Source organism: Devosia insulae DS-56 (genome assembly GCF_000970465.2).
GTDB lineage: Bacteria > Pseudomonadota > Alphaproteobacteria > Rhizobiales > Devosiaceae > Devosia_A > Devosia_A insulae.
Map to the genome: position 1 here is coordinate 1 of NZ_LAJE02000386.1, position 25,250 is coordinate 25,250.

Annotated in this window: 25 protein-coding genes; 10 read left to right on the forward strand and 15 right to left on the reverse strand. The window is 65.5% G+C overall.

What is annotated here, in order from left to right; all coding sequences use genetic code 11:
* The 5 genes from VW23_RS26240 to VW23_RS26260 form a co-directional block, all read right to left on the reverse strand.
* The coding region (locus VW23_RS26240; protein WP_141728510.1) for a hypothetical protein at positions 1-552 on the reverse strand (552 nt) is incomplete at its 3' end.
* Entirely contained in the window at positions 549-1,397 is an 849-nt protein-coding gene (gene kdsA, locus VW23_RS26245) for a 3-deoxy-8-phosphooctulonate synthase (RefSeq protein WP_069912426.1), read from the reverse strand. The genes VW23_RS26240 and kdsA, both read right to left, overlap by 4 nt.
* Complete coding sequence (locus tag VW23_RS26250; protein ID WP_069912427.1) at positions 1,397-2,032, reverse strand: histidine phosphatase family protein; 636 nt, start codon at positions 2,030-2,032, stop codon at positions 1,397-1,399. Before VW23_RS26250 ends, kdsA begins: the two co-directional genes overlap by 1 nt.
* Positions 2,029-2,883, reverse strand: coding sequence for a 3-deoxy-manno-octulosonate cytidylyltransferase (locus VW23_RS26255; protein ID WP_084646505.1), 855 nt, complete (start codon positions 2,881-2,883; stop codon positions 2,029-2,031). Before VW23_RS26255 ends, VW23_RS26250 begins: the two co-directional genes overlap by 4 nt.
* Positions 2,849-3,841 (reverse strand): KpsF/GutQ family sugar-phosphate isomerase, encoded by a 993-nt coding sequence (locus VW23_RS26260; RefSeq protein ID WP_244513742.1) that lies wholly within the window; start codon positions 3,839-3,841, stop codon positions 2,849-2,851. The genes VW23_RS26255 and VW23_RS26260 overlap by 35 nt, the downstream gene beginning before the upstream one ends.
* A 139-nt stretch (positions 3,842-3,980) precedes the next feature.
* On the opposite strand from VW23_RS26260, the gene VW23_RS26265 reads away from it, so the two are divergent.
* Entirely contained in the window at positions 3,981-5,237 is a 1,257-nt protein-coding gene (locus tag VW23_RS26265) for a 3-deoxy-D-manno-octulosonic acid transferase (RefSeq protein WP_069912428.1), read from the forward strand.
* A 5-nt stretch (positions 5,238-5,242) separates the two neighbouring features.
* On the opposite strand, the gene VW23_RS26270 is transcribed toward VW23_RS26265, so the two are convergent.
* Both VW23_RS26270 and VW23_RS26275 read right to left on the reverse strand, forming a co-directional pair.
* On the reverse strand, positions 5,243-5,491 hold the full coding sequence (locus VW23_RS26270) for a DUF4170 domain-containing protein (protein ID WP_069912429.1): 249 nt from the start codon (positions 5,489-5,491) through the stop codon (positions 5,243-5,245).
* Complete coding sequence (locus VW23_RS26275) at positions 5,488-6,333, reverse strand: 3'(2'),5'-bisphosphate nucleotidase CysQ (RefSeq protein ID WP_069912430.1); 846 nt, start codon at positions 6,331-6,333, stop codon at positions 5,488-5,490. The genes VW23_RS26270 and VW23_RS26275 overlap by 4 nt, the downstream gene beginning before the upstream one ends.
* 326 nt (positions 6,334-6,659) lie before the next feature.
* On the opposite strand from VW23_RS26275, the gene VW23_RS26280 reads away from it, so the two are divergent.
* The gene (locus tag VW23_RS26280; RefSeq protein WP_069912431.1) at positions 6,660-7,187 is read left to right on the forward strand and encodes a DUF6101 family protein; all 528 of its coding nucleotides are present in this window, start codon (positions 6,660-6,662) and stop codon (positions 7,185-7,187) included.
* 158 nt (positions 7,188-7,345) lie between these two features.
* On the opposite strand, the gene VW23_RS29190 is transcribed toward VW23_RS26280, so the two are convergent.
* Positions 7,346-7,507 (reverse strand): hypothetical protein, encoded by a 162-nt coding sequence (locus VW23_RS29190; protein ID WP_176730494.1) that lies wholly within the window; start codon positions 7,505-7,507, stop codon positions 7,346-7,348.
* 100 nt (positions 7,508-7,607) lie between these two features.
* Positions 7,608-8,543: a 4-hydroxybenzoate octaprenyltransferase gene (ubiA, locus tag VW23_RS26285; protein ID WP_069912432.1), complete on the reverse strand. Its 936-nt coding sequence runs from the start codon at positions 8,541-8,543 to the stop codon at positions 7,608-7,610.
* 57 nt (positions 8,544-8,600) lie between these two features.
* Between ubiA and VW23_RS26290 the strand changes: the two genes are divergently transcribed.
* Complete coding sequence (locus VW23_RS26290) at positions 8,601-9,350, forward strand: 16S rRNA (uracil(1498)-N(3))-methyltransferase (RefSeq protein ID WP_069912433.1); 750 nt, start codon at positions 8,601-8,603, stop codon at positions 9,348-9,350.
* A gap of 82 nt (positions 9,351-9,432) precedes the next feature.
* Positions 9,433-10,797, forward strand: a complete 1,365-nt coding sequence (locus VW23_RS26295) for a glutamate--cysteine ligase (protein ID WP_069912434.1) — start codon at positions 9,433-9,435, stop codon at positions 10,795-10,797.
* A gap of 77 nt (positions 10,798-10,874) precedes the next feature.
* Here VW23_RS26295 and VW23_RS26300 read toward each other — a convergent pair whose 3' ends face one another.
* Positions 10,875-12,737: an ABC transporter ATP-binding protein gene (locus VW23_RS26300; protein ID WP_084646508.1), complete on the reverse strand. Its 1,863-nt coding sequence runs from the start codon at positions 12,735-12,737 to the stop codon at positions 10,875-10,877.
* A 187-nt stretch (positions 12,738-12,924) separates the two neighbouring features.
* On the reverse strand, positions 12,925-14,775 hold the full coding sequence (locus VW23_RS26305; protein WP_069912446.1) for an ABC transporter ATP-binding protein: 1,851 nt from the start codon (positions 14,773-14,775) through the stop codon (positions 12,925-12,927).
* A gap of 323 nt (positions 14,776-15,098) precedes the next feature.
* Between VW23_RS26305 and pepN the strand changes: the two genes are divergently transcribed.
* Both pepN and VW23_RS26315 read left to right on the forward strand, forming a co-directional pair.
* The gene (gene pepN, locus VW23_RS26310; protein WP_069912435.1) at positions 15,099-17,738 is read left to right on the forward strand and encodes an aminopeptidase N; all 2,640 of its coding nucleotides are present in this window, start codon (positions 15,099-15,101) and stop codon (positions 17,736-17,738) included.
* A gap of 179 nt (positions 17,739-17,917) precedes the next feature.
* A complete protein-coding gene (locus VW23_RS26315; RefSeq protein WP_069912436.1) occupies positions 17,918-19,174 on the forward strand; it encodes a sensor histidine kinase in 1,257 nt (418 codons plus the stop codon).
* Here the strand turns inward: VW23_RS26315 and VW23_RS26320 are convergent.
* The 3 genes from VW23_RS26320 to VW23_RS26330 are packed head-to-tail and all read right to left on the reverse strand — an operon-like array spanning position 19,171 to position 20,552.
* On the reverse strand, positions 19,171-19,560 hold the full coding sequence (locus VW23_RS26320) for a type II toxin-antitoxin system VapC family toxin (protein ID WP_069912437.1): 390 nt from the start codon (positions 19,558-19,560) through the stop codon (positions 19,171-19,173). The two genes, VW23_RS26315 and VW23_RS26320, sit on opposite strands and share 4 nt — an antisense overlap.
* Complete coding sequence (locus tag VW23_RS26325; RefSeq protein WP_069912438.1) at positions 19,557-19,799, reverse strand: type II toxin-antitoxin system Phd/YefM family antitoxin; 243 nt, start codon at positions 19,797-19,799, stop codon at positions 19,557-19,559. The genes VW23_RS26320 and VW23_RS26325 overlap by 4 nt, the downstream gene beginning before the upstream one ends.
* A gap of 39 nt (positions 19,800-19,838) precedes the next feature.
* Positions 19,839-20,552, reverse strand: coding sequence for a helix-turn-helix transcriptional regulator (locus VW23_RS26330; RefSeq protein WP_069912439.1), 714 nt, complete (start codon positions 20,550-20,552; stop codon positions 19,839-19,841).
* A 75-nt stretch (positions 20,553-20,627) separates the two neighbouring features.
* Here VW23_RS26330 and VW23_RS26335 point away from each other — a divergent pair, with 75 nt between their 5' ends.
* From VW23_RS26335 to VW23_RS26340, 3 genes are all read left to right on the forward strand, one after another.
* Positions 20,628-21,053 carry a VOC family protein gene (locus tag VW23_RS26335; RefSeq protein ID WP_069912440.1) on the forward strand — a complete coding sequence of 142 codons (426 nt, stop codon included), beginning with the start codon at positions 20,628-20,630 and terminating at the stop codon, positions 21,051-21,053.
* 104 nt (positions 21,054-21,157) lie between these two features.
* Positions 21,158-21,322 (forward strand): hypothetical protein, encoded by a 165-nt coding sequence (locus tag VW23_RS29195; protein WP_176730495.1) that lies wholly within the window; start codon positions 21,158-21,160, stop codon positions 21,320-21,322.
* A gap of 74 nt (positions 21,323-21,396) precedes the next feature.
* Positions 21,397-22,125 (forward strand): CPBP family intramembrane glutamic endopeptidase, encoded by a 729-nt coding sequence (locus tag VW23_RS26340; protein ID WP_069912441.1) that lies wholly within the window; start codon positions 21,397-21,399, stop codon positions 22,123-22,125.
* A 3-nt stretch (positions 22,126-22,128) separates the two neighbouring features.
* On the opposite strand, the gene VW23_RS26345 is transcribed toward VW23_RS26340, so the two are convergent.
* Complete coding sequence (locus tag VW23_RS26345; protein WP_069912442.1) at positions 22,129-24,900, reverse strand: bifunctional [glutamine synthetase] adenylyltransferase/[glutamine synthetase]-adenylyl-L-tyrosine phosphorylase; 2,772 nt, start codon at positions 24,898-24,900, stop codon at positions 22,129-22,131.
* Positions 24,901-25,093: 193 nt separating this feature from the next.
* Between VW23_RS26345 and VW23_RS29865 the strand changes: the two genes are divergently transcribed.
* Positions 25,094-25,250: phage terminase small subunit-related protein (locus VW23_RS29865; RefSeq protein WP_425285189.1), on the forward strand; the 157-nt coding region annotated here is incomplete at its 3' end.

The window sequence follows — 25,250 nt, forward strand, 5'->3', positions numbered from 1 at the left end:
GTACAGCCACCGCCCACGGTGCTTGCCCGGCGCGAACAGCCCCACCAGTGCCACAATGCCCAGCAGCCTCGCCGTGTCGGCAAAATGGAACGTGCTCATCAGCGGCTGCCCCGCACGGTCGTAGCCGAGCATGCCCACCTGCACCGCCCCCACGATCACCGCGATACCGGCGCCCACCAGAGACAGTCGGGCGATCAGCACCGCGCTGTCGATCTGCGCATATTTTTCAAGTTGCCAACGCAGCGGCACCGCCAGCAACAGCGGCGCGAAATTGAAAGCGAACAGCAGGTCACCCGGCTCTTCCGACGAGAACAGGAACGCGATCGCCGGCAACGCGGCCGCGGTGACGAACATCACATCGATCGGGTTGCGGTTGCGCGACTGGAATGCCGCGATCACCGATGGCGAGATCAGCGCGAAGATCGCGAACAGCAGTACGAAATAGGTGGTGAGCCGGCCCACGATGCAGGGCAGGGCGAACAGGAATACGATCATCGCCAGGCAGGCCCAGCGGATGTAGCTCGGCGCTTCGGCTTTCGCTGTCGCGCTCATCGCCCGGAGCCTCGGCCCTTGGCGATAGCGTCGAGCGCCATGAGCTCCGCGACCAGCCCATCGATCTCGGTCAGCGGGATCATATTGGCGCCATCGGACGGCGCGTTATCCGGGTCCTCGTGCGTCTCGATGAACACGCCGGCGACACCGACGGCGACGGCCGCCCGTGCGAGCACGGGTGCGTATTGCCGCTCGCCGCCCGATGAGTCGCCGCGCCCGCCCGGCTGTTGCACCGAGTGCGTGGCATCGAAGATCACCGGCTTGCCGCTCTCCGCCATGATCGGCAGGCCGCGCATGTCGACCACCAGCGTATTATAGCCGAAGCTGGTGCCGCGCTCGGTCAGCAGCACGCCCGAGGCGCCGGCGCTGTCGAGCTTCTTGGCCACATTCTTCATGTCCCAGGGCGCGAGGAACTGCCCCTTCTTGACGTTCACCACCCGGCCGGTTTCGGCCGCCGCCACCAGCAGATCGGTCTGCCGGCTGAGGAAGGCCGGGATTTGCAGGATGTCGACGACCTCGGCGACGGCGGCGCATTGCTCGCGCTCATGCACGTCGGTGGTGACGGCGAGACCGGTTTCAGCCTTGACCGCTTCGAAGATGCGCAAGGCTTCGTCCATGCCAATGCCGCGGAAGCTGTTGGCGCTGGTGCGGTTGGCCTTGTCGAACGATGATTTGTAGATCAGCGGAATGCCGCGGCGCTCGCCCAGTTCGGCAAGAAAACGCGCGGTCTTCAATGCGTGATCGCGGCTTTCGATCACGCATGGGCCGAGAATGAAGGCGAGCGGGAGATCAGTACCAAACCCGACGCGCTGCCCGTTCGGCGCGTCGACAAAAACCTGCTGCATCAAAACAAACCTGTATCGCCGGGTATTTCGCCCGGTCGTATGTCCCACCCGAGTAGTCGGAAATCGGCCCCGCTGCCAACCTCCAGCACACCATAACTTCCAGTTCGGAATTTGACGCCGGCACGGTTTTCCCCAGGCTTTAGGCCCAGCGCCGCAAGGGCGAACCGTGCTGCTCCGTTGCTGGTCACCAGGAGGATCGTTCCGCCGGGCAGCTCCTCCGCTACCCGCTCCACGAACTCCCGCCAGGCCAAGAGGCGCCATTGCGCTCCAACCTCCCAGCCTTCTGGCGCCACCCATTCTGTCTCCCACAGCGTGATGGCGTCGTTACCGATCCGGTCGATAACGCTCGCTTCCGGCTGGCCTTCGTCCGGCCCGTGGTCGATCTCGGTGAGGAATGGCGCGGTCTCGATCGGCTGCCCATCCGCGATGGCTTCTGCCGTCTGCCGCGTCCGCTTCAGCTCGCCGCTCAGTACCCGGTCGAAGGCGATGCCGTTGGCCGCAAAGTGGCGGGCCAGTGCTTCCGCCTGCACCACGCCCGCGGCGGTCAGCGGCAGGTCGGTAGGGGCGCCGATCCGGCGCGGCGGCTCGCCGGCCTCGAAGGTGTTGCCGTGCCGGACAATCACCAGCCGGGTCATCTGCGCCAGTCGACGAACGGATCGCCGAGCTCCCCGATCAACCGCTCCGCTCGCTCCACGTCAGCCGGGCTGTCGACACCGCTCATGGTGATCCGCGCCGGCTTGACGATCACCGCCCGAATATCGAGCCCGAGCTCGATCAGCCGCAGCTGCTCCAGCCCTTCGAGCTGCTCGTACGCCGATTGCGGCGCCGCCTCGAACGCCTCGAGCGCCGGTGTGCGGTAGCAATAGAGTCCGATATGCTGCAGCACCGGCGACAGCGGTCCAGCGGCCCGCAGCTCCGCTGGCTTCCGCATGAACGGCAGCACCGCCTTCGAGAACCACACCGCCCGTCCGGCGCCATCGCGGATGCAGGTCGTGCCACTCGCCGGCGTCGTCTGCTTATGCGCGATCAGTGCGTCGAGCCGCGCCCAATCCAGCTGCACCACGGGGGTCGTCACGTCGGCCGTCGAGGCGCGCGCCGTTTGCACGATCTCGACGATATGCTCCGGCGCGGTGAACGGCGCATCGCCTTGCAAGTTCACTACCAGGCCCGCCGAGCGCCCCGTCGCTTTGAGCGCCGCCAGCGCCCGTCCGGAGCCCGAGCTGATCTCACTCGCCGTCATCACCGCCTCGAGCCCGAGGCCGCGTGCTACCGCCAGGATGCGCTCGTCATCGGTTGCCACCAGCACTTCGGCGTCGCCGAGCTGTCGCGCCGCGGCGATCGCCAGCGCCGCTACCCGCTCCAGCAGCATGCGCCCGGCAATCGGCTGGAGCGGCTTGCCGGGCAGCCGGGTCGAACCATAACGGGCCGGGATGACGATGAGGTCGTTCACCTCAGACGAGGCCGACGCGCAGGCAATCGTGCACATGCACGATGCCGACCGGCCGCTGGCCGTCCATGGCAAAGATCGCGGTGATCCGCGGGGTCAGCGCCGTCATCTGCCGCAGCGCTTCGCTGAGCAAGGCATCCGCGCCGATGGTCCGCGGCCCGACGGTCATCACCGCCGCCGCGGTCTGTTGCAGCAGTCCATCCGCCATGTGCCGGCGCAGGTCGCCATCGGTGATGATGCCGAGCAGTTCGCCCGCTTCATCCACCACTCCGGTGCAGCCGAAGCCCTTCGAGGTCATCTCGAGGATCGCCGCCGCGACGCTCGCTTCAGCGCCGACCAGCGGCAGTTTGTCGTCCCGATGCATCACTTCGCCCACCGTCAGCAAAGCGCTGCCCAGCGTGCCGCCAGGGTGGAACACGTGAAAATCCGAAGCCTGGAAACCGCGCCGCCTGAGCAGCACCACCGCCAGCGCATCGCCCAGCGCCGCCATCATCGTCGTCGACGTGGTCGGCGCGGCAGTGATCTCGCAGGCTTCGCGCGCCTCGGGCAGCGTCACCACGATGTTGGCCGCCCGCCCCAGCCGCGAGTCCGGCCGCGCGGTGAGCAGCGCCAGCGGAATGTCGAAGCGCACGCAGTAGTTGGCGAGGTCGGACAGCTCCGCCGTATCGCCGGATTTCGAGAACATCACCACCACATCGGCGGTGGTGATCATGCCGAGATCGCCGTGGCTGGCGTCGCCACCATGCACGAACTGCGCCGGCGTACCGGTCGAGGCCAGTGTCGCCGCGACCTTGCGCGCGATATGTGCGCTTTTGCCGACCCCGGAGAGAATGACCCGCCCGGGCGCCCGCTGGATCAGCTCCACCAGCGCCACGAAGGCGCCGTCGAGCCCGGCGGCCAGCGCCTCCAGTCCCTCGATTTCGAGGCGGATCGCGGCGCGCGCCTCATCGAGAGCGAGCTGCTGCAGACGCGCATCGTTGGCAATAGGATAGCGCACGTGAGGACCCGGCCCGCGCCTTGCTGAAAACATGGCGTGGCTTAGCAGCAATCCGCGAGAACCCGCAAGCAAGCGCCGCAAGGTTGTGCGGAGCTGTCGGACCGGCTAGTCACCACGCGGGGCCAGTTGGAGTAACCGCGTGACCGAAGCCGTCTCGCTTCGCTGGAAAGCTTATGGCGGGCTCGTCACGGCGGCGTCCTGGCTGCACTACGCGGTGCTGTCGCGCTTTTCCAAAAGCGACGAGGGTGGCACCGCCTGGTTCGCCAAACGCCTCAACCCGTCTTTGCCACAACCGACTACCGGCAAACGCATCTGGATCCACGCCGTCTCGGCCGGTGAATCGAAGGTCGCCGAGCTGCTCCGCCAGCGCCTGCTCAAGCAGGATCCGGCGCTGTCTGTCGTTCTTTCCGCCACCACCTATTCTGGTTACGCCCGCGTCCGCGCCATCGCCGGCGACGCCGCGAGCTTCATCATGCCGCTCGATACGCTCGAAGCGCAGCGCCGCATCTTCGACACCGTCCGCCCGGATCTGCTGGTGCTGGTCGAATCCGAGTTCTGGCCGGCCCAGTTCGCCGCTGCCGAAGCTGCCGGTGTCCCGGTGCTGGTGGTCAACGCCACCATGTCGCCGCGCAGCTTCGCCCGCCACCAGCGCAATCCCGCCGTCGCCAACCGCACCATCGCCAAGGCGCAGCGCATCTACGCCCAGGACGAGGCCATCGCCGCCCGCTATGCCGAACTCGGCGTCGTCCGCGATCGCATCGACGTGCTGGGCAACCTGAAGTTGGTACCGCTCAGGAGCGGCGGTCCGGCCATCAAGGACGCGCCGCCCCTTATCGTCTTTGGCAACATCCATCGCGACGAGATCGCGGCGCTCGCCCCGGCAATCGCCGAACTGCGCACCAGACGTGCCGACACCAAGCTGGTGCTGGTGCCGCGCTATCCCGGCAAGATCCCCGGCGAAGTGCTGAGCGCCAGCTTTGGCGGCGAACTTGCCATCGTCGACAATCAAGCCGCCATTGCCGATGCCGGTGGCCTCGTCTGGCTCGATGAAATGGGCACGCTGTCGAAGCTCTATGCCCGCGCCAGTATCGGCATCGTCTGCGGCACTTTCTCGCCGATCGGCGGCCACGACCTCAGCGAACCGCTGCATCTGGGCGCTGCCAGCCTCTACGGCCCGCACATCGAACGCCAACTGCCGCTGCATGAGGCGCTGTCGGCGATCGGCTGTGCGGTGCAGGTCCGCGGGGCGGGCGAACTGCCGCAAGCGGTGCTGGGCCTGCTCGACGACGAAGCGCGCCGCCGGCAGATGATCGAGGCCTTCCGCAGCGTGGCGGAGCAGGCTGCCGGACGGCTCGACGCCCTGTCGGCGAGCCTCATCGCGGAAGTAAGCCGTTAGGCGGCTTACTCGTCGTCTTCCGGGTTCAGCAGGCGGTGCAGGTGCACCACGAAGTAGCGCATTTCGGCATTGTCCACCGTCAGCTGCGCCTTCTGCTTCCACACCGCATGCGCCACGGCATAGTTCGGATAGACCCCGACGAGGTCGACCGCGTCGAGGTCCTTGAAGACAATGTCTTCGCCCTTTTCCACTTCGCCACCGATGACGAGGTGCAAGAGCTGCTGCTTGGGCTCGGGTTTCTTGGGCTTGCTCACGGTTTCAGACGCTCCAGATCGACTTCCTGTGGCTGCGGGCAGCCATAGACCTTGACCAGCGCCGCATGTAACGGGGCTTTTAGCGAAGGCTCGCATAGCGCTGCAAGCGCCCCATGCCGGGTTTCCGGGCGATTGAAGCGCAAGGCACCTATGCACACATCCTCGAAGCCGACCCCAGCCTCGCCGAGGATGCACGCCGCGCCCGCCACGTCCCAGTCCTGCGCCCCGCGCCGCACCACTACGGCGTCGAGCTTACCCGACGCGACCAGCGCCAGCCGATAGGCCAGCGAAGGGTAGAACGGCCCGCGCGCATACTCGAGGCCCGCCGCCTGCAGCTCCTGGTGCACCGCGCCTGGCGCCGGGATCAGCGGCGCCGTCCGGCCCGGGTGGCGCTGCCGCACCAGCGGCTGGCCATTGAGCCGCGCGCCATCACCGATCGCCGCGTCATACATCTCGTCGCGCACCGGCGCGTAGACCACGCCGGCGATCGCCACGCCGTCCTCGACGACTGCCAGCGACACCGTCCAGCTGTCCTCGCCGCGGATGAAGCCGCGGGTGCCGTCGATCGGGTCGACCACGAACACCCGGCGGTGGCTCAGTCGTTCCGGGTTGTCGACGCTCTCTTCGCTGAGCCAGCCATAGTCGGGGCGGGCAGTGAGCAGCGCCGAGTTGAGGAACTTGTCGAGGACGATGTCCGCCTCGCTCACCGGCGAGGCGTTCTCCTTGGTCCAGGTCTTCAGGTCCTTGCGGAAATAGCCCGCTGCGATGATCCCAGCAGTGACGGCAGCCGAGCGGAGCAATTCGCGATCGTCGGCGGCTGTGGTCGGGGCGGCACTGAGCATCAGGTTTCCGGGATATTCTGGCTGGCCGTGCTTCTAGGCGCATCCCCCGACCGGAACAAGACCGCAGATACGGCATGCGCCCGGTTTGGACAGCGCGCGGCGGCTACTTAGCCCTACTACGGGCTTGCCCGCAGCCAAGTGGTTAAAGCCAAGCAAGCACACGCACTTAAGACTGCGTTACACCCGGTCACGACCCGCTAACCCTTCGCAAAACAACCTAAACTTAACCCAGTTTCTTAAGCGGGGTGGCAAGGCGGGCGGGTAGATTGGGGGCATCAAAGAGGGCGGCAAAAACAAGCTCTCGAGAGTTGACAGGAAGGCTTATCATGCAGGGTCGTGTTGGGATCGACGGGTCGTCGGTTGTCATGTTGTTCGGTGAGGGGCGTGCCCCGCGGACACGTCCGCTGACTGCCAAATATTTCGGTCCGGCCAACGACAACGGCCCCAAGGACCCGGTGAAGACCGTGACGGTGCGCAAGACGCTCGAAAAGAGCGGCGTCGCCATCAAGATCAAGGTGCCGGTCGACGAGTTCATCGGCGTTGCCGTCTCGACCTCGATCACCGAAGAAGGTGTGCTGTCGAGCGCCATCGAACTGGTGCACGGCGATCCGGACCTCAACTACCGGGTGTTCGAAGAGCTCGGCAATTCCAGCGTCGTCGCCGAATGGCAGAACTGGGGCAAGAAGCTCCGCCTGCCGCTGTTCATCAAGGCCGGCGACGGCAACCTCCTCCCCTATTCGCAGCAGGTCGATGGTGTGGCCCTCGGTTTGAAGCACGACCGCCGCCGCCTCGCTGCCGACGCCGAGCGCCGTCCGCGCTTCCTCAACCGCCGCAAACCGGGCGAAGCCTCCTGATGCAACCTTTGCGGCGATGAGCCGTTACTCAGAAGACTAGCCGACAGCGATCCCATGCACGTTTGAACTGTCGGAAAAGACTCGTAGCGACCTCCAAACTCAGCTCGAGCCGGGGCCGATCCAGAAATGGATCGGCCCCGCTTCTATTTGGCCATGGCTCAACGTCGGGAACGTGGCGACGGGCGGGCTCGCCGCATCCTGATGCGTCCGTCCTGCATCGCTTCCAGCGTCAGGTACGCTGCCGCCTCCCAGCCGAGTTGCGCCTCATCGGCCAGCACAGGGCAGCACCTTTCGGTGCTGGTGATCATGAGTTTGGGCATTTGCCTCTCCCGGTTCATTTGCCCCACGGCGGAGATACGCCCAACGCAGTTTGTGCAGAAGTAGCCGATACCGGGAGGGATTATGCAGCAATCCGCATAATCACAGGACGAGATCCAGCAGCAGCGCCGCGGTGAACGCCAGCCCGACCCAGTGATTGGCCCGAAACCGCACCAGCGCATTGGCCGGAATACGCGGTTCGAGCGTGCGGACCTGCCAGCCGAGGATGCCGATCACCGAGAGCATGCCCACGAGGAACGGCCAGCCCGCTCCAACCAGCAGGCCCGCCGTCACCCACAGCACCACCGTCGCCGCATAAAACAGCGCCACCAGCAGGCGCGCCCGCCGCCCGAACAGCCGGGCGGTGGATTTCACCCCGACCAGCGCATCGTCCTCAATGTCCTGCAGCGCATAGATCGTGTCATAGCCGATGGTCCACAGGATCCCGCCGACATAGAGCAGCAGCGCGGGCAGGGCGAGCGAGCCGGTCTGCGAGGTCCAGCCGACCAGCGCTCCCCAGTTGAACGCCAGCCCGAGGAACAGCTGCGGCCACCAGGTGACCCGCTTCATGAACGGGTAGATCGCCACCAGCACGAGCGAGGCGACGCCGAGCATCACCGTGGTGGCGTTGAACTGCAGCAGCACCACCAGCCCGACCAGCGCCTGCAGCACCAGGAACAGCGCCGCCTGGCGCTTCGTCACCTGGCCGGAGGGGATTGGCCGCGAACGCGTCCGGGCCACCTTCATATCGATGTCGGTATCGACGATGTCGTTGAAGGTGCAGCCCGCCCCGCGCATCGCCACTGAGCCGATGTAGAAGAGGATTAGCGCCCACCAGTCGAAGCCGCGGGTCGGCTCGGCCAGCGCCGCCAGCGCCAGCGCGAAGCCGCACGGCCAGAACAGCAGCAGCAGCGGCAGCGGCCGGTCCCAGCGCGCCAGTCGTCCATAGGGCTTCAGCCATTCGGGCGCGTAGCGGTCGAGCCAGTTGCCGCGGCTCGCGTCCGCTACCGCACCTGTTGCTTTTTCAGGGGTTTGCATCGTCGGTCTTGTATGCCTTGATGGCCGTCGGCCACTTCCATTGTCACGCGTACCACGATGCCCAGATCGCACAAGACCCTCCCACGCCTCTACATCGAGGCGCCGCTCGCCGCTGGCGCGCTGCTCGAACTCGGTCGCGATCACACCAATTACCTCGTGAGCGTGCTGCGCATGAAAGCCGCCGATGCACTGGTGGTGTTCAACGGCAAGGACGGCGCCTGGCTGGCGAAAATCGCCGACGATCATCGGAAGGGCGCAACCCTCGAGCTGGTGGTGCAGACCCAGCACCAGACTCCGAAATCCGACCTCTGGTTCGGCTTCGCGCCGCTGAAGACCGGCCGGCTCGACTATCTGGTGCAGAAGGCCACCGAGATGGGCGCCGGCGCCATCCAGCCGGTGATCACCCGCTACACCCAGGTGTCGCGTCTCAAGGCCGATAAGCTCTACGCCAATATCATCGAGGCCGCCGAGCAGTGCGAAGTGCTGAGCGTCCCGACGCTGGCCGAGGAAATTGCGCTCGCTGATCTCATTGCGCACTGGCAGCACGATCACGGCCTCCGTCGCCTGATCTTTGCCGATGAGAGCGCCCCGAGCCACGCCCCCAACACCCAGCTGCTGGACCTCGAGGGGCTGCCTGTCGGTATCCTGGTTGGCCCCGAAGGCGGCTTCTCCGACGACGAGCGGGCGCTGCTCCTTGCGCAGCCCTTCGTCATTCCGATCAGCCTCGGCCCCCGCATCCTGCGCGCCGATACCGCAGCCGTGGCCGCTTTGGCGGTGGTTCAATCAACCATCGGCGATTGGCGATAAAGCCCATTGCATTCAGGGCGCGGCTCAGTATTGTCCGCCGCGCCCGGCCAGGAGCCGGCAGTTCTGCCTTACTGGAGTGCCTATGTCCGGCGAAGAAGACGCACCGCTGATTGAATCGCGGGCTGACCTGCTTGAGGTCATGGCCGTCGGCGGCAAGCCGAAATCCGAGTGGCGCGTCGGCACCGAGCACGAAAAGCACGTCTACCGCAAAGCCCCGCTCGCCCCCGTCCCCTATGCCGGCGATGACGGCGTCCACGCCCTGCTCAAGGGCATCGAAGCCCGCACCGGATGGCATCCGTTCTTCGATCGCGGCAACCCGATCGGGCTGCGTAACCTCGGCGCTGTCGGCGGTATCTCGCTCGAGCCGGGTGGCCAGTTCGAGCTGTCAGGCGCCCCGCACCTTACCATCCATGACGCCGCCGCCGAGCTCGACGCGCATCTCGAGGATTGCCGCGTCATCGGTGGCCCGCTGAACATCCATTTCCTCGGCCTCGGCGTCACCCCGCTCTGGTCGGTTGCCGAAATCGCCGCCATGCCGAAGTCGCGCTACGGCATCATGACCAAGTATATGCAGGAGGTCGGCAGCCTCGGCACCTCGATGATGTATCGCTCGGCCACCGTGCAGGCGAACCTCGATTTTTCCGACGAAGCCGACATGGTCAAAAAGCTCCGCGTTTCGGTGGCGCTGCAGCCCATCGTCACGGCGCTGTTTGCCAACTCGCCCTTCGTCGACGGCAAGCCCTCGGGCTACCTGAGCTTCCGCTCGCATATCTGGCTCAACACCGATCGCGCCCGCACCGGCATGCTGCCCTTCGCCTTCGAGAATGGCTTCGGCTTTGACCGCTACGCCGAATACGCGCTCGATGTGCCGATGTACTTCGTCATCCGCAAGGGCGAATACATCAACGTCGCCGGCGAAAGTTTTCGCGCCTTTATGGATGGCAAGCTGCCGCAGCTGCCGGGCGTCCGGCCGACGGTGAAGGATTGGGAGAATCACCTCTCGACCCTGTTCCCTGAGGTTCGCCTCAAGCAGTTCCTCGAGCAGCGCGGCGCCGACATGGGCGACCGCGGCCACGTGCTGGCGCTCGCCGCCATCTGGACCGGCCTGCTCTACGACAGCGAAGCCCTCGACGCTGCCTGGGACCTGGTCAGCGATTGGACCGAAGCCGAGCGCCGGACGCTGCGCAATGAAGTGCCGCGCACCGCCATCCACACCCCGTTCCGCGGCGGCACCGTCGCCGATATCGCCCGCCTCGTCGTCGATCTCGCCGGCGATGGCCTGCGCCGCCGCAAGCACCTTGCCGCCGGCAAGGACGAAACCAGCTTCCTTGATCCGCTCAATGAGACCCTCGATCTCGGCAAAACCCAGGCCGAGCGCTGGCTCGACAAATACCATGGCGAGTGGGCCGGCGACCTGACGCGGATCTTCGACGAAGCCGAGATCTGATCTCGCCTTGATGCTTTCCCCGCGAGGCGGGAGGGCGAACGGGTGCATAGGCGGGACACCTGCCCCGCCCCCCAGACCTACTCCGCCGCCTCGGCTTTCATGTCGAGGAAGCCGCCGGACTGGCGCTCCCAGAGCTGGGCATAGTGCCCGCCGCCGGCGAGCAGCTCGGCATGGGTGCCCTCTTCGACGATCTGCCCCTTTTCCAGCACCACCAGCCGGTCCATCGCGGCGATGGTCGACAGGCGGTGGGCGATGGCAATCACGGTCTTGCCCTGCATCAGCGACACCAGCTGTTCCTGGATCGCCGCCTCGACTTCGCTGTCGAGCGCCGAGGTCGCCTCATCAAGCACCAGGATCGGGGCGTTCTTCAGCAGCACCCGGGCAATGGCGACGCGCTGGCGCTGCCCACCCGAGAGCTTGACGCCCCGTTCGCCGACATGGGCGTCGTAGCCCCGCCGTTCCTTGGGGTCCATCAGCCCGGCAATCACGTCGGCCACCTTGGCGTGCTCGGCAGCGCGGATCATCTCCTCGTCGGTCGCGGTCTGGCGGCCGTACTTGATGTTCTCACGCACCGAACGGTGCAGCAGCGAGGTGTCCTGGCTGACCAGGCCAATCGCGGCGCGCACGCTTTCCTGCGTCACGTCACGAACGTCCTGCCCGTCGATGCGGATCGAACCGGACTCCACGTCGAACAGACGCAGCATCAGGTTGACCAGCGTCGACTTGCCGGCGCCGGAACGACCGACCAGACCCACCTTCTCGCCCGGCTTGATGGTGAGGTTGAACCCCTCCATCACGGTGCCTTCCTTGCCGCGCCAGTAGTTGAAGGTGACGTTGTCGAAGGCGATGCCGCCTTCCTTCACCACCAGGCTCTTGGCCTCAGGCTTGTCGAGCATGGTGATCGGCTGGGCGATGGTGATCATCGAGTCCCGTGTGGTGCCGATCTGCCGGAAGATGTTGGAGCCGACATCGAGGATCCAGCCACTCATGTTCATGATCTGCAGCGCGAACGGGATGGCCGTCGCGACGGCGGCAGCGTTCAGCGTTCCGGCGTTCCAGCTGCTGAGCGCGATCCAGGCGATCGAGATGACGAGGCCGGCGTTGAGCAGGAACAGCGTCGACCACATGTAGGTGAACACCCGCATGAGTTTGCGGAATTCCACCGCGTGCTCGTTCACCGAGTCCGCCACATAGGCATCCTCGTGACCGTCGGTCGAGAACGTCTTCAGCGTGTGGATGTTGGTGTAGCTGTCGACGACCCGGCCGGTCATCACCGACTTGGCTTCCGAGAGATCCTCGGAATGCTTGGCGATCAGCGGCATGACGATGGTGAACAGGATGCCGTAGAGCACCAGCCAGACGGCAATCGGCACCAGCAGCACCCAGTCGAGCCGGGCCAGAACAATCACTGCAACGATGACAAAGATACCGGCGTACCAGACGGCATCGATGGTCATGTTGACAGAGGTTTCGATCGACTCCCCGGCCTGCATGATCTTGTTGGCGATGCGCCCGGCGAAATCGTTCTGGAAGTAGCTCCAGGTCTGCCGGATGACGTGCCAATGGCTCTGCCAGCGGACGATGTCGACGAGGTTTGGCACGATCGAGTGGTTACGCACCAGCGTATCGAGCAGGAAGGTGATCGGCCGGATCACGGCGATCACCAGGATCATCCAGACGAAGGTCTGCCAGTGCAGCTCGAACATCTGCCCCGGTGGGGTGGTGGCGAGCAGACCGACCACGACGCCGACAAACACCGGCATCATCGCATCGGCGATTGAGCCGATGGCTACCAGCACCATGCGGAGCAGGAACGCGCCGCGGAACTGGTTGACGAAATACATGGTGAACTTGGTAACCCCCATCGGGGGTTGGGTGTCCTTGGCCAGCGCTACTGGAGAGTAGCGGGCATCGAACCAGGCAATGACTCGGTTGAGCATTTTGAACTCATTTTCCGAGCCCGGTAACTGACTATCCGAGTCAGGTCAGGGCTCTAACGGATTGTTTTCGCTTCACTTTGGACCGGCTGGCGTTGGGGCCCGCGCTGAGGTCGATGAATCCGGGTTGATTGCGAGTTTCCATTTGTCCCCTCCTTGGGGTGGTTGAAGTTCTGTGTTGCGAGGCGGCCTACTCGGCCGCCTCCTCCTGTATGTCCATCTCGAGGAACCCACCGGACTGGCGGGCCCAGAGCTTGGCGTAGACGCCGCCGAGCGCGATCAGCTCGGCATGGGTGCCCTGCTCGACGATCTTGCCCTGCTCCAGCACCACGAGGCGGTCCATCATGGCGATGGTCGAGAGGCGGTGGGCGATGGCGATCACCGTCTTGTTCTGCATCAGAAGCTGCAGCTGGCTCTGGATCGCCGCCTCGACCTCGCTGTCGAGGGCCGAGGTGGCTTCGTCGAGCACCAGGATCGGCGCGTTCTTGAGCAGCACCCGGGCGATGGCGATGCGCTGTCGCTGCCCGCCGCTCAGCTTGACGCCGCGCTCGCCGACATGGGCGTCGTAGCCCTTGCGGCCCTTGAAGTCGCTCAGCCCCTCGATGAACACATCGGCCTCGGCCAACCGGGCGGCGGCGAGCATTTCCTCCTCGGTCGCGTCGGGGCGGCCGTAAAGGATGTTCTCGCGCACCGAACGATGCAGCAGCGAGGTATCCTGCGTGACGACGCCAATCTGCTCGCGCAGCGTATCCTGCTGCACGGTGGCGATATCGGTGCCGTCGATGGTGATCTTGCCGCTCTCGCGATCGTAGAAGCGCAGCAGCAAGTTGACGATGGTCGATTTGCCGGCGCCGGAGCGACCGACGAGACCGATCTTCTCGCCCGGCCTGATCGCCAGATCGAGGTGATCGATAACGCCGGACGCCTTGCCGTAATGGAAGCCGACATCGTCGAAGCGCACGTCGCCCTTCACCGAACCGATCGGCTTGGCGCCAGGCTGGTCGGCGACGACGCGCGGCAGCGAGATCGAGTTGATGCCGTCACGGACGATGCCGATATTCTCGAACAGCTGCGACATCTCCCACATGACCCACTGGCTCATGCCCTGGAAGCGCAGCACCAGCGCCGTGGCGACGGCGATCGCGCCCGGGGTCATCGAGCCGTTGAGCCATTGGTTGATGCCGACCGCCATCACCGCGAACAGCAGCAGGTTGTTCATCAGCGGGATGACGATCTGTAAGAGCGCGAACATCCGCATCTGCTTGTGCACGGTGCCCATGAACTGATCCATGGCCTCGTGCGCATAGGCCTCCTCGCGGTGCGAATGCGAGAACAGCTTTACCGTCGCGATATTGGTGTAGCTGTCGACGATGCGTCCGGTCATCAGCGAGCGCGCATCGGCCTGCACCTCGGCAACCTTGCCGAGCCGGGGCACGTAGTAGCAGAGCAGCGACACATAGATGGCGAGCCAGACCAGAAACGGCACCGCCAGCCACAGGTCGCTCATCGCCGCCAGCACCACGGCGCCGGCGAAGTAGACGACCACGAACACCGTGACGTCGAGCAGCTTCATCACCACTTCGCGCACAGCCAGCGAGGTCTGCATCAGCTTGGCGCCGATGCGGCCGGCGAACTCGTCCTGGAAGTAGCTCATCGACTGGCGCAGCAGGTAGCGATGCGCCATCCAGCGGATACGCTGCGGCAGGTTGCCGATCAGCGTCTGGTGGATGATCAGCGTGTCGAAGATCTGCAGCGACGGCAGGATGACGAGCAGCACCACCGCCATCAGGATGAGCTTCCAGCCTTCCGTGGCAAGAAACGTGGCGCGGTCGGCGGTGCCGAGCCAATCGATGATCGAGCCCATGAAGCTGAACAGTAGAATCTCGCCCAGCGCGATGCCGGCGCCCAGCACCGCCATGGCGATCAGCCAGCGCTTGGCGCCTTTGCAGTAGTGCAGGCAGAAAGCAACGAGGCCCTTGGGCGGCTGTTCGGGCTCGCCCAGCGGATAGGGGTTGAGCCGATCCTCGAACCACTTGAACACTCTGTCGATCACGGCCGTCTCCCTCGTCCCATAGTCAGGATGGCGGCACGGCTACGACCTCAACATAGGTTGAGGTCAAGCGGCTCTTGCCATCCGAGGGCTTTGCCCTCTTCTGTATTTTGGATTACGCACACGCCACGCCAATAGCGTGACGGAGGTGCGTGCTGGCGGGCCAGCCAGGCGCCAATCCCAATACCGCCGAAATCGGCAAGGATCGTGTCCAAATTGGCTGGTTGTCAGCCGCACAGAATACACTAACCATGGGATTCGGCTGTTGCGCCTGCGCCACAGTTGGTTAACGAGTTGATGTTGCGGAGAATTTGATGCGCGGCGAGAACGAAGAGACGGTCTTCCTCAAGGATTATGCCGAGACCCCCTACGTCATCGAGAAGGTCGAACTGGACGTCCGGATCGCCCCCGACACCTCGGTGATCCGTGCCCTCCTGACCCTGGTGCCGCGCGCCAATACCGCGCCCGGCACGCCGCTGGTGCTGGATGGCGAAGAGCTGACGCTGCGCACCGTCGCCATCGACGGGCTGCCGCAGGCGCTCACCGCCTACGCGGCGACTGCCACCGGGCTGACCATCCACCAGCCGCCGAACAAGCGCTTCGTGCTCGAGACCGAAGTGGCGGTCGAGCCGGAAAAGAACATCCGGCTGATGGGGTTTTATCGCTCCAGCGGCACCTGGTGCACGCAGTGCGAGCCCGAGGGCTTCCGCCGTATCACCTATTATCTCGACCGCCCCGACGTGCTGGCGCCGTTCAAAGTGCGGATGAGCGCCGACCGGGTGCTGGCGCCGATCCTGCTCTCCAATGGCAACCTCGTCGAACAGGGCGCCCTGCCCGACGGCAAGCATTTCGCCGTGTGGGAGGACCCGTTTCCGAAGCCGGCCTATCTCTTCGCCATGGTGGCGGGCGATCTCGGCTCGATCCACGATGAGTTCACCACCGCCTCGGGGCGCAAGGTGGCGCTCGGCATCTACTGCGCGCACGGCAAGGAGAGCGAGTGCCTTTACGCCATGGATTCGCTGAAGCGCTCCATGGCCTGGGACGAGCGCCGCTTCGGCCGTGAGTATGATCTCGACATTTTCAACATCGTCGCCGTCTCCGATTTCAACTTCGGCGCGATGGAGAACAAGGGCCTCAACATCTTCAACGACAAGCTGGTGTTCGCCAAGCCGGAGAGCGCCACCGATGCCGACTACATCAATATCGAGAGTGTCATCGCGCACGAGTATTTCCACAATTGGACAGGCGACAGAATCACTTGCCGCGACTGGTTCCAGCTCTGTCTCAAGGAAGGCCTGACGGTTTATCGCGACCAGGAGTTCTCGATGGACGAGCGCTCGCGCCCGGTAAACCGCATCGATGACGTGCGGCAGCTGCGCCAGACGCAGTTTCCCGAGGATGGCGGTCCGCTCGCCCATCCGGCACGGCCCGATCGCTACAAGGAGATCAACAACTTCTATACGGCGACGGTCTACGAGAAGGGCGCTGAGATCGTCCGCATGCTGGCAACGCTGCTCGGCGAAGCCGGCTTCCGCAAGGGCATGGATCTCTATTTTGAGCGCCATGACGGCGAGGCCACTACCATCGAGGCCTTCATCAAGGTGTTTGAGGATAGTTCGGGCCAGAACCTGCAGCACTTCCAGCAGTGGTACCTGCAGGCCGGCACGCCCGAGGTCAGCGTTACCGATCGGTTCGACGCGGCAACGCAGACCTATACGCTCGATATCGTGCAGGAGAACAAGCCGACCCCTGGCCAGGACGAAAAGCAACCGATGGTGCTGCCGATCAAGTTCGGCCTCATCGGCCCGAACGGCAGCCCGATGAGCTGGGCCTCGGTGTCGGGCGGCGAAGTGCGCGACGACCTGATCGTCATGGATACCAACAAACTCAGCCTCAGCTTTACCGGCATCCCTAACCGCCCGGTGCCGTCGCTGTTCCGCGGCTTCTCGGCCCCGGTGCAGCTGAGCACCAATGCCAGCGAAGCCGACCAGCTGTTCCTCGCCCGCCACGATGCCGATCCGTTCAACCGCTGGCAGGCGCTGCAGGACGTGTCGATGCGGCTGATGCTCGAAGCGGTCGGCGGCAAGCCATGGAGTGACGCCCAGGTCGCTGCCATTGCCGATGCACTGACCGAGACGCTCAGCTCCAAGGAGCTCGACCCGGCCTACAAGGCGCTGGCGCTGGGTCTGCCCAACGAGCAGACCATCGCCCGCGCGATCGGCAGCAATGTCGACCCGGATCGCATCCACGAAGTGCGCACCGGCCTGGTGACGGCTTTGGTCGCCCGGCTCGCCCCGACGCTGGAGAAGGTCTACCTGACCAATGACAGCCGCCTCGCCTATTCGCCGGATTTCCAGCAGACCGGCCGGCGTTCGATGAAGAACACCGCCCTGGCCCTCCTGGTGCTCGGCAAGGCCGAAGGCGCGGCCAAGCTGGCGCGCGAGCAGTATGAGCGGGCGCTCAACATGACCGACCGGCTGTCGGCGCTTTCGACGGTGGTGCAGTCGTGGACCGCCGACGCCGATGCGCTGCTGTCGGACTTCTACCGGCAATACACCGCCGATCCGCTGGTGCTCGACAAGTGGCTGTCGCTCAATGCGCTCGCCGCCGACGACGCGGCGCTCGAGCGTATCAAGGCGATCCTCGCCTCGCCGGATTTCCCGCGGAACAACCCCAACCGGTTGCGGGCGCTGATGGCGACCTTCGGCATGAACAACCCGACGCAGTTCGCGCGCCAGGACGGCGCCGGCTTCCGCTTCCTCGCCGAGTTCGTGGGGGATGTCGACAAACGCAACCCGCAGGTCGCGGCGCGCGTGCTTACGGCCTTCCGCGTATGGCGCAGCTTCGAATCCGTACGTCGCGGCGAGGCGGAGAAAGCGCTGAAATCGCTGCAGGAATCGGGCGAGCTCAGCCGCAACACTGCCGATATCCTCGAGCGGACGCTGGCTGGTTAACAGAACCTTAGCGCTAGAAGAATTTTTCTTTCGCGCTAAGTGATTCAGCCGACTCACGATTTTGGCTTCGCCGTCGCGTCGTTCAGAAACCCCTCTGGACAGTGACGACGAAGCCGATTCAAAGTCCCCGCCAAGGGGCAAATCACTGGGTCGCTCCAATCACATAGACGGAGAACTTGATGCGGCCGACGGAGCAATCCGGCGACGAGGCGAAGCGATTCCGCGCGCCTGATGGACTGATGCGCGGCAACTGGCTGCGCCGCACCATCATCGGCGCGCTGGAGTGGTTGCTCGTCCGCGCAACCGGCCGCGACACCGCCAGCGGCTACGCCGCTTTGATCGACACGCTGCCGTTCGGGGTCGCCTGCTGGGGCGCCGACGCGCGGCTCCTCGCCAGCAACGACCGCTTCGCCGAGCGGCTGGGCGTGGCGCCCGACGCGCTGGCGGCCGGCGCCGCCTACCATGAGGTGGTGAAGAGCCTGGCGCAGGGCGGTTACATGCAATCGGTGCGCGAGGATTTCGAGAACCGCCTGCTCGAGCTGCATCGGGAGGACGGCTCGACCCTGCTGATCGAGGAGCGCCCGCTGGCCGGCTCCGGCTTCGTCACGCTGCTGATGGATGTCACCGAAAGCCGCCGCACCAACCAGCTGCTGACCACGGTGCGTGAGGAGCAGCGCCTGCTGGCCCGGCGCTACCATGAGGAAAAGCTCCGCGCCGAGGCCGCCAGCCGCTCCAAGACCAGCTTCCTCGCCCATCTCAGCCACGACATCCGCACCCCGCTCAACCACATTATCGGCTTTGCCGACATGATGCGGCAGCAGCCCTATGGGTCGCTCGGCGATCCGCGCTATCTCGGCTATGTCGAAGCGGTGAAAACCTCAGGCGAGCGGCTCCTTGGGTTCTTCGGCTCGATCCTCGAGCTGGCTGAGCTCGAAGGCGGCCGGCGCGAGCTGAAGAGCGACCGCTTCACCGCCGACGAATTGCTGGTCGGGGTGTTCCGCCGCTTTGCCGGCCAGGCGCAGCATGCCGGGGTGATCTTCGGTCTCGGCGGGCCCTGCAAAGCGATGCTCACCGCCGACCGCTTCGCGCTCGAACGGATGGTCTCGAACCTCGTCGAGAACGCGGTGCGCTTCACCCCGCGCGGGGGCAAGGTTACGCTCGCGGCCTATGCCGGCAGCGACGGGGTGGTGCTCGAGATCACCGATACCGGCATCGGCATGACGGCCGAACGCCTCGGCACCCTGTCGCAGCCCTTCGTGTTCGGCGACGCGGCGCTTACCCGCGACCGCGAAGGCGCCGGGTTGGGCATTGCCATCGCTCGTGCCATTGCCGAACTGTCAGGTGGCCACCTCGCCATCGACAGCCGCCAGGGCCTCGGCACCACCGTGGCGGTGAGCCTGCCGGTGCTGGCGGAAGAAGCGGCGAAGGCGGCCTAGAAGACGCGGATCGGGCCGGGATAGCGGGCCAGCAGCTCGTCCACGGTAAGCAGTTCGACCCCCTCGACGATGGCTTGCGCCACCAACAAGCGATCGAACGGGTCCTTGTGAATCCAGGGCAACGTGGCGACCGTGACAGCATGTGGGCCGAGAACTGGAAGCTCGACATACCCGGTATCGAGCAACTTCTGCCTGAGAACACCGGGATCGGCCTGAAAGTCAGCTCGCGCTTGCGAGTGCTTGATAGCGACTTCCCAGACACTGGCCGTGCTGAACACCAGTTCCATCTCCGGTCTCGCCATCACCTCATAGAGGGTCGCCGGCAGTCTCTCAGGCCAGTTCTGCGACCAAAGCAGGACATGCGTGTCCAACAGCACTCGGGTCATTTGCCGTTGAACATTTCGGCGATTTCGTCCTCCATCATGCGATCGAAGTCGTCGGGGATCTTGAACTGCCCCCGCAGGCCTCCGAAGCGCTTGGATGTGTCGACCACTGGTTGCTCCAGCGGCACGAGCTTGGCTATCGGTTTTCCGGCCTTGGCTATGATGACGGTTTCGCCATTGGCAGCACGCTCGACAAGGCGTGAAAAGTGCGTCTTGGCATCATGGATATTGACCGTCGACATCGGGGCCCTCATTGTCTAGTCTAGTCCACCAGACTTAGTTCACTTCGCCCGCACTTGCAAGCCTGACGCCTCCCGCTCCCGCAACTCCGCCAGATACTCCCGCAGCAAGACCACTCGCCTTGGCCGGAAGCTGGTCCCCGCCAGCCGCAGCTCGCTGATCCCGTCCGACCGAAACATCCGGAACGCTTCGCGCAGACAGCACCAGGCGAGGACGGTGAGCGTGCCCTCGGTGTAGACGATGGCCAAGGGCAGGATGGTGCGTTCGGAGACGGCGCCGGCCTTGTCGGTGTAGCGGATGGCGAGGGCCTCCTCGCGCCAGCAGGCCTGGCGCACTAGGTCCATATCGAGACCGATGGCGAAACGTGCGTCCGGTCGGTAGACCTGCGAAACGGCGTGGAACAGGTGCTGCTCGCGGTCGTCCGGCAGCGTCGCCGCGACCTTGGCGAGCACGGAGGTTGCGGCTTTCGCCAAAGCCGGGTCGCCCATCCGCTTCACCTCGGCCAGACCCAGAGCCAGCGCCTCGATCTCATCACGGTCGAAGGTCTGTGGCGGCAGCGCGTAGTCCTCGATCAGCCGGTAGCCGTAGCCGCGCTCGCCCTCGATCCGCGCCCCGGCGGCCCTGAGGCTGTCGATATCGCGATACAGCGAACGCAGCGACACCTCGGTTTCCTCAGCGAGGCGGGCGGCGGTGATCGGCGCGGGCAGCACGCGCATCGCCTGCAGCAGGCGGAAAAGCCGGTCGGGTCGGGCCATCATTCAACTGACAGAAAGTGGCAGTTGGCCCCGGCTATAGCAGGTCGCATCAGGCCAGAAAACAGGAGCCATGCCGTGACCATCAAGACCACCACCCATCTCAACTTCAGCGGCGATGCCCGCGCCGCCCGCGCCTTCTACCAGTCGGTGTTCGGCGGCCAGCAAGCAGTCGTCAGCTACCGGGATGCCGGCGCGGTGCAGAACCCCGATGAAGCCGACCAGGTGATGTGGGGCCAGGTGGAGGCCGAAAGCGGCTTCCGCATCATGGCCTACGACGTGCCGTCGCGGCTGAGCTGGAACCCGGGCGAGATCCCAGTCTTCGTTTCGGTGCGCGGCAGCGACGCCGACGAGGTCACCGGCTACTGGCAGAAGCTCGCCGCCGACTCCACGATCCTGCAGCCGTTGGCGCCTGCCGGCTGGTCCCCGCTCTACGGCATGCTGCGCGACCGCTTTGGCATCACCTGGGTGCTGGATGTGGAAGTCGCCTACGCCCCGGCATAGCCGCCGAGCGGCAGATCGAAAGTCATATGATGACTATTCATCCGTGGTTCAGGTCGATCGAGCGACACTCTGATGGTTGCGAGGACCTGCCTCAGGAGAACCGAATGCCGCTGTTCGTCGAAGCCATCATGCTGCGCCTGGCCATGTTGACCCGGCACGAGGGGGCAGCCCGGCGCCGCCTGCTCGAACCGGTGCCCACCCGCGCCGAGCTGCGCGCCATCTTTGCGACGCGCCAGTTCGCGGTGGAGCCAAACCAGCCGGCGCGCTGAGCCAGCGCTCTGCCCCTCGACGACGCCTGCGTTTTTGTGCCTAGTGCACATGGACAATCGTCGGGGGGCACCACATGGCTGAGGGTCGGGATTTCCCGTTCTACAACGGCCAGCCGGTCGAGATTTCGGGCCGCGGCTGGCTGATCGTGCTGCTTGGCGTGGCGCTCGGCTTCGCCGCGCTGGTGGCAGTGCCGCTCAACAGCTTCCCGCTGAACTTCACTCCCCCGATCCTGTTCGTCGCCATCCCGCTCGGCGCCCTGGCCATGGTTGCCGGACCGCATTGGACGGCGTTGTTCCAGCGCTATGGCATTAAGCAGTTCGGGCAGTCGCTGGGCTTCGGAGTGCTCACCATCGTGGTCTCCGGGGCAGCCGGCTACCTGCTCGGCCTGCTGATGCCAATGGCGGCGAACCCGGCGGTGACCTCGCTTGAAGGCGTTGGTCCTGCCGAACTCGCGCTGTTCCTCGCGCGGACCTTCATCCAGCTCATCGGCGAGGAGCTGACCACTGTGCTGCCGCTGCTTGCCGTGCTCTGGCTCTGTGTCAGCCGGTTCGGGCTGTCGAAGGGCACTGGCCTCATCATCGCCGTGGTCGTTTCAACCCTGTGGTTCTCGGCCCTGCATCTGCCGACCTATGACTGGAATATCCTGCAGTGCCTGGGCATCATCGGCACGGCGCGTGTCGTGTTGACGCTCTCCTACCTCGTCACCCGCAACCTCTGGGTCTCGGCGGGCGCGCATATCATCAACGACTGGACGCTGTTCCTCGGCGCCTATGCCATTGGTCACGCACCGATCGGGACGTGAAAGCTAGAGGCCCCGCGCCTTGGCGTACCACGCAGCGGCCGCGGCGCTGACCTCGGCCTCCATCTCGCGGACATCGGCGGCCAGCCGCTCGAAGTTCGGGGTGTTGGTGCGCTGCGCCAGCAGTTCGCGGAACGCCTCGGTCCATCCTTCCTCCTTGAACGGGTCGGCAAGCGCCGCGCTCATCACCTGCAGCACGGTGGAATAGAGCTCGAGGATTTCGGCCAGCCGCAACCCCTCCGGCGCCAACCCGGTCTCAGCGAGGCGCCGCAGCACCACGCCAGTGGTGGCTTGTGGGGCCGCCACCGTCCCGCCGGCCACCAGTTGCGCCGATTGCGCAATGAACTCGAGGTCGACCAGCCCGCCCGCCTCGAGCTTGAGGTCGAAGGCATGGCGCGGCGGCCGCTCCTTGCTCATCAGCGCCCGCATGGTCAGCACGTCGTCGATGGTCTTTGCCGAATCCCGCGGCCGCGACAGGATCTCGGCCACTGTGGCGTCGACCTTGGCGCCAAGCTCGCCATCGGCGTAGACGACGCGGGCCCGGCTCAGCGCCAGGTGCTCCCAGGTCCAGGCGCTTTCATGGTGATACTGGATGAAGCCCAAAAGGCTGGTGGCCAGCGGGCCGGCATTGCCGGAAGGCCGGAGCCGCATGTCAGCTTCGTAGAGCACCCCCTCGGAGGTCGGGGCGCTCAGCGCCGCCAACAGGCGCTGCGTCAGCCGTGCATAGTATTGGCTCGCCGCCAGCGGTCTTTCGCCATCGGATTCATCGGCGCCGGCGGTGTCGTAGAGCATGATGAAATCGAGGTCGGAGCGCGCCGTCATTTCGCGGCTCGCCATCTTGCCGAAGGCCAGCAGCGCCACCCGCGCGCCGGGCACCACGCCATGGCGCTTTTCGAACTCGCGCCGCACCGCGTCGAACAGCCGGGTCAGCAACGCCTCGGCCAAAGTGGTGAACTGCTCCCCTGCCCGGGCTGCATCCATCGAGCCGGCGAGCAAACCTGCAGCGATCAGGAACATCTGCTCCTGGCCGATGATGCGGGCCCGGTCGATCACATCCTGGTAGTCGCGCGCATCGGCGAAGAACGCTTCGATCTTGCCGAGCAGGATCTCGCGCCGGCGCACGTCGTCGGCGAAGGCCGGGTCGATCAGCCCATCCATCACATGAGCGCGGTGGATCACCGCGTCGGCCATGCGTGGCGCCGAAGCCATCAGCGCGACGAGCAGGCTGCGGAGGTTCTCGTGGTTGCGCAGCAGCGCAAAGAGCTGCACCCCGGAGGGCAACCGCGACAGGAAATGGTCGAAGCGCGCCAGCGCCTCGTCGGGGTTACCGGCGCCCGAGATGGTCGAGAGCAACGCCGGCAGCAGCTCGGTCAGGTGGGCCCGCGCCGCGGCAGCGCGGGTCGCGGCGTAACCGCCATAGTGCCACTTCTTCACCGTCGCGATGGCTTTGGACGGGTCCTTGAAACCCATGCCGCTCAGCGTCTCGATGGTCTCGGGGTCATCATCCGAGCCGGTGAACACCAGGTTGCCGCCACCCGCCGCGAGGCTCTCGCCCTCGGCGAAGAGATCGGAATAATACCCGACAACCTGATTCAACGCCGTGCGGTAAGCCGTTTCAAACGCTTGCAGATCCCGCTGACCCATGAGCGTGCCGATCACCGCGATATCGGCCTCGGCCTCGGGCATCACGTGGGTCTGCTCGTCACGCAGCATCTGCAGCCGGTTCTCCACCGCCCGCAGGAACCAGTAGATGCGCGTGAGATCTTCGGCGGCTCGTCTCGAAATCCAGTTGGCAGCCGCCAGGGCCTTCAGCGCCATTGCCGTCGGGCGGACGCGCAGCGCCTGGTCGCGGCCGCCGGCGATCAGCTGCTGGGTCTGGGTGAAGAACTCGATCTCGCGGATGCCGCCCAGACCAAGCTTGACGTTGTGCCCGGCGACCCGCGCATCGCCGACATTCTTGGTGATGTTGATCTGGCGCTTCATCGCCTGGATGTCGGCAATGGTGGCGAAGTCGAGATGCTTGCGCCAGACATAGGGGGCGAGGTCCTTGAGGAACCGCTCCGCCACCTGTTTGTCGCCGGCGCAGGGCCGCGCCTTGATCCAGGCGGCCCGCTCCCAGTTCTGCCCGCGGCTCTCGTAATAGGCGAGCGCCGCCTCGGTCGGCAGCGCCACCGGCGTGGCGCCGGGGTCGGGGCGGAGCCTCAGATCGGTGCGGAAGACGTAACCGTGCTCGGTGCGGTCCTGCATCAGGCTCGCCAGCCGCTGCACGATGCGCGTGAAGAACTTCGTCTCCTCGCCCCGCTCCTTCACCGCCCCCTTGTCGGGATCGAAGAAGGCGACGATGTCGATGTCGCTCGAATAGTTGAGTTCGCGCCCGCCATGCTTGCCGAGCGCGAACAGCGCCAGCCCGGAATTCATGGCCGTAGCCTCGGTCAGCCCGCGCGCCGCCGCCAGCCGCAGCAGCACCTCGAGTCCGGCCTCGAGCGCCGCATCGGCGAGGTCGGAGAGGGCTGCGGTCGATTGTGCCGTGGTCCAGCGCCCCTCGACTTCGGAAACCGCCGCCAGCAGCGCCGCCCGCCCCTTGGCGATGCGCAGCTCGCGCCCGATCTCGTCCTCGGTGGCGGCGGCCTGCCCGGCTTTCGCCACCTGATCGAGCACCGCCGCCAGCGCGGTGTCGGGCGATAGCTTTCGCGCCGCGGCGAACCAGTCGGCGTGGCGACCGGCGAGACCTTTGAGGTAAGGGGCTGAAGCGAGAAGGGTTTCGAGCGCGACTTTCATGTCCCCTCGATACCCTGCCCAACCCGGGATGTCATTCCGGCGCAGGTACGAATCCATCTGGGCTGCCCCGCAACACCTCCATGGGGCCCGCCATTTCACCGGCGTCATCCCCGCGAAGGTGTACTGTTCCGGCGGATTGGCGTGATGGACTCGGTGTAGAACGAGGCGTTGCCTTTGTCAGGGAGCGCTTGGGATGGATCTGAAGTTGCACGCCAATGCGACAACGACGCCGAAGACGCGGGCCTACATTCAGGCCAGCACGGCGAGCGTCGCGGACCTGGCTGTCGAGCTGGGCGTCAATGAGAGCACGGTGCGGCGCTGGAAGGGCCGGACCTCAGTGGCCGATCGGT

Excerpts from the sequence above, each read along its gene's own strand:
- kdsA (WP_069912426.1), bottom strand. The coding sequence starts at position 1,397 with ATGCAGCAGGTTTTTGTCGACGCGCCGAACGGGCAGCGCGTCGGGTTT.
- VW23_RS26250 (WP_069912427.1), bottom strand. The coding sequence starts at position 2,032 with ATGACCCGGCTGGTGATTGTCCGGCACGGCAACACCTTCGAGGCCGGC.
- VW23_RS26255 (WP_084646505.1), bottom strand. The coding sequence starts at position 2,883 with ATGTGCACGATTGCCTGCGCGTCGGCCTCGTCTGAGGTGAACGACCTC.
- VW23_RS26275 (WP_069912430.1), bottom strand. The coding sequence starts at position 6,333 with ATGCTCAGTGCCGCCCCGACCACAGCCGCCGACGATCGCGAATTGCTC.
- VW23_RS26280 (WP_069912431.1), top strand. The coding sequence starts at position 6,660 with ATGCAGGGTCGTGTTGGGATCGACGGGTCGTCGGTTGTCATGTTGTTC.
- VW23_RS29190 (WP_176730494.1), bottom strand. The coding sequence starts at position 7,507 with ATGCCCAAACTCATGATCACCAGCACCGAAAGGTGCTGCCCTGTGCTG.
- ubiA (WP_069912432.1), bottom strand. The coding sequence starts at position 8,543 with ATGCAAACCCCTGAAAAAGCAACAGGTGCGGTAGCGGACGCGAGCCGC.
- VW23_RS26290 (WP_069912433.1), top strand. The coding sequence starts at position 8,601 with ATGCCCAGATCGCACAAGACCCTCCCACGCCTCTACATCGAGGCGCCG.
- VW23_RS26295 (WP_069912434.1), top strand. The coding sequence starts at position 9,433 with ATGTCCGGCGAAGAAGACGCACCGCTGATTGAATCGCGGGCTGACCTG.
- VW23_RS26300 (WP_084646508.1), bottom strand. The coding sequence starts at position 12,737 with ATGCTCAACCGAGTCATTGCCTGGTTCGATGCCCGCTACTCTCCAGTA.
- pepN (WP_069912435.1), top strand. The coding sequence starts at position 15,099 with ATGCGCGGCGAGAACGAAGAGACGGTCTTCCTCAAGGATTATGCCGAG.
- VW23_RS26315 (WP_069912436.1), top strand. The coding sequence starts at position 17,918 with ATGCGGCCGACGGAGCAATCCGGCGACGAGGCGAAGCGATTCCGCGCG.
- VW23_RS26320 (WP_069912437.1), bottom strand. The coding sequence starts at position 19,560 with ATGACCCGAGTGCTGTTGGACACGCATGTCCTGCTTTGGTCGCAGAAC.
- VW23_RS26325 (WP_069912438.1), bottom strand. The coding sequence starts at position 19,799 with ATGTCGACGGTCAATATCCATGATGCCAAGACGCACTTTTCACGCCTT.
- VW23_RS26330 (WP_069912439.1), bottom strand. The coding sequence starts at position 20,552 with ATGGCCCGACCCGACCGGCTTTTCCGCCTGCTGCAGGCGATGCGCGTG.
- VW23_RS29195 (WP_176730495.1), top strand. The coding sequence starts at position 21,158 with ATGCCGCTGTTCGTCGAAGCCATCATGCTGCGCCTGGCCATGTTGACC.
- VW23_RS26340 (WP_069912441.1), top strand. The coding sequence starts at position 21,397 with ATGGCTGAGGGTCGGGATTTCCCGTTCTACAACGGCCAGCCGGTCGAG.
- VW23_RS26345 (WP_069912442.1), bottom strand. The coding sequence starts at position 24,900 with ATGAAAGTCGCGCTCGAAACCCTTCTCGCTTCAGCCCCTTACCTCAAA.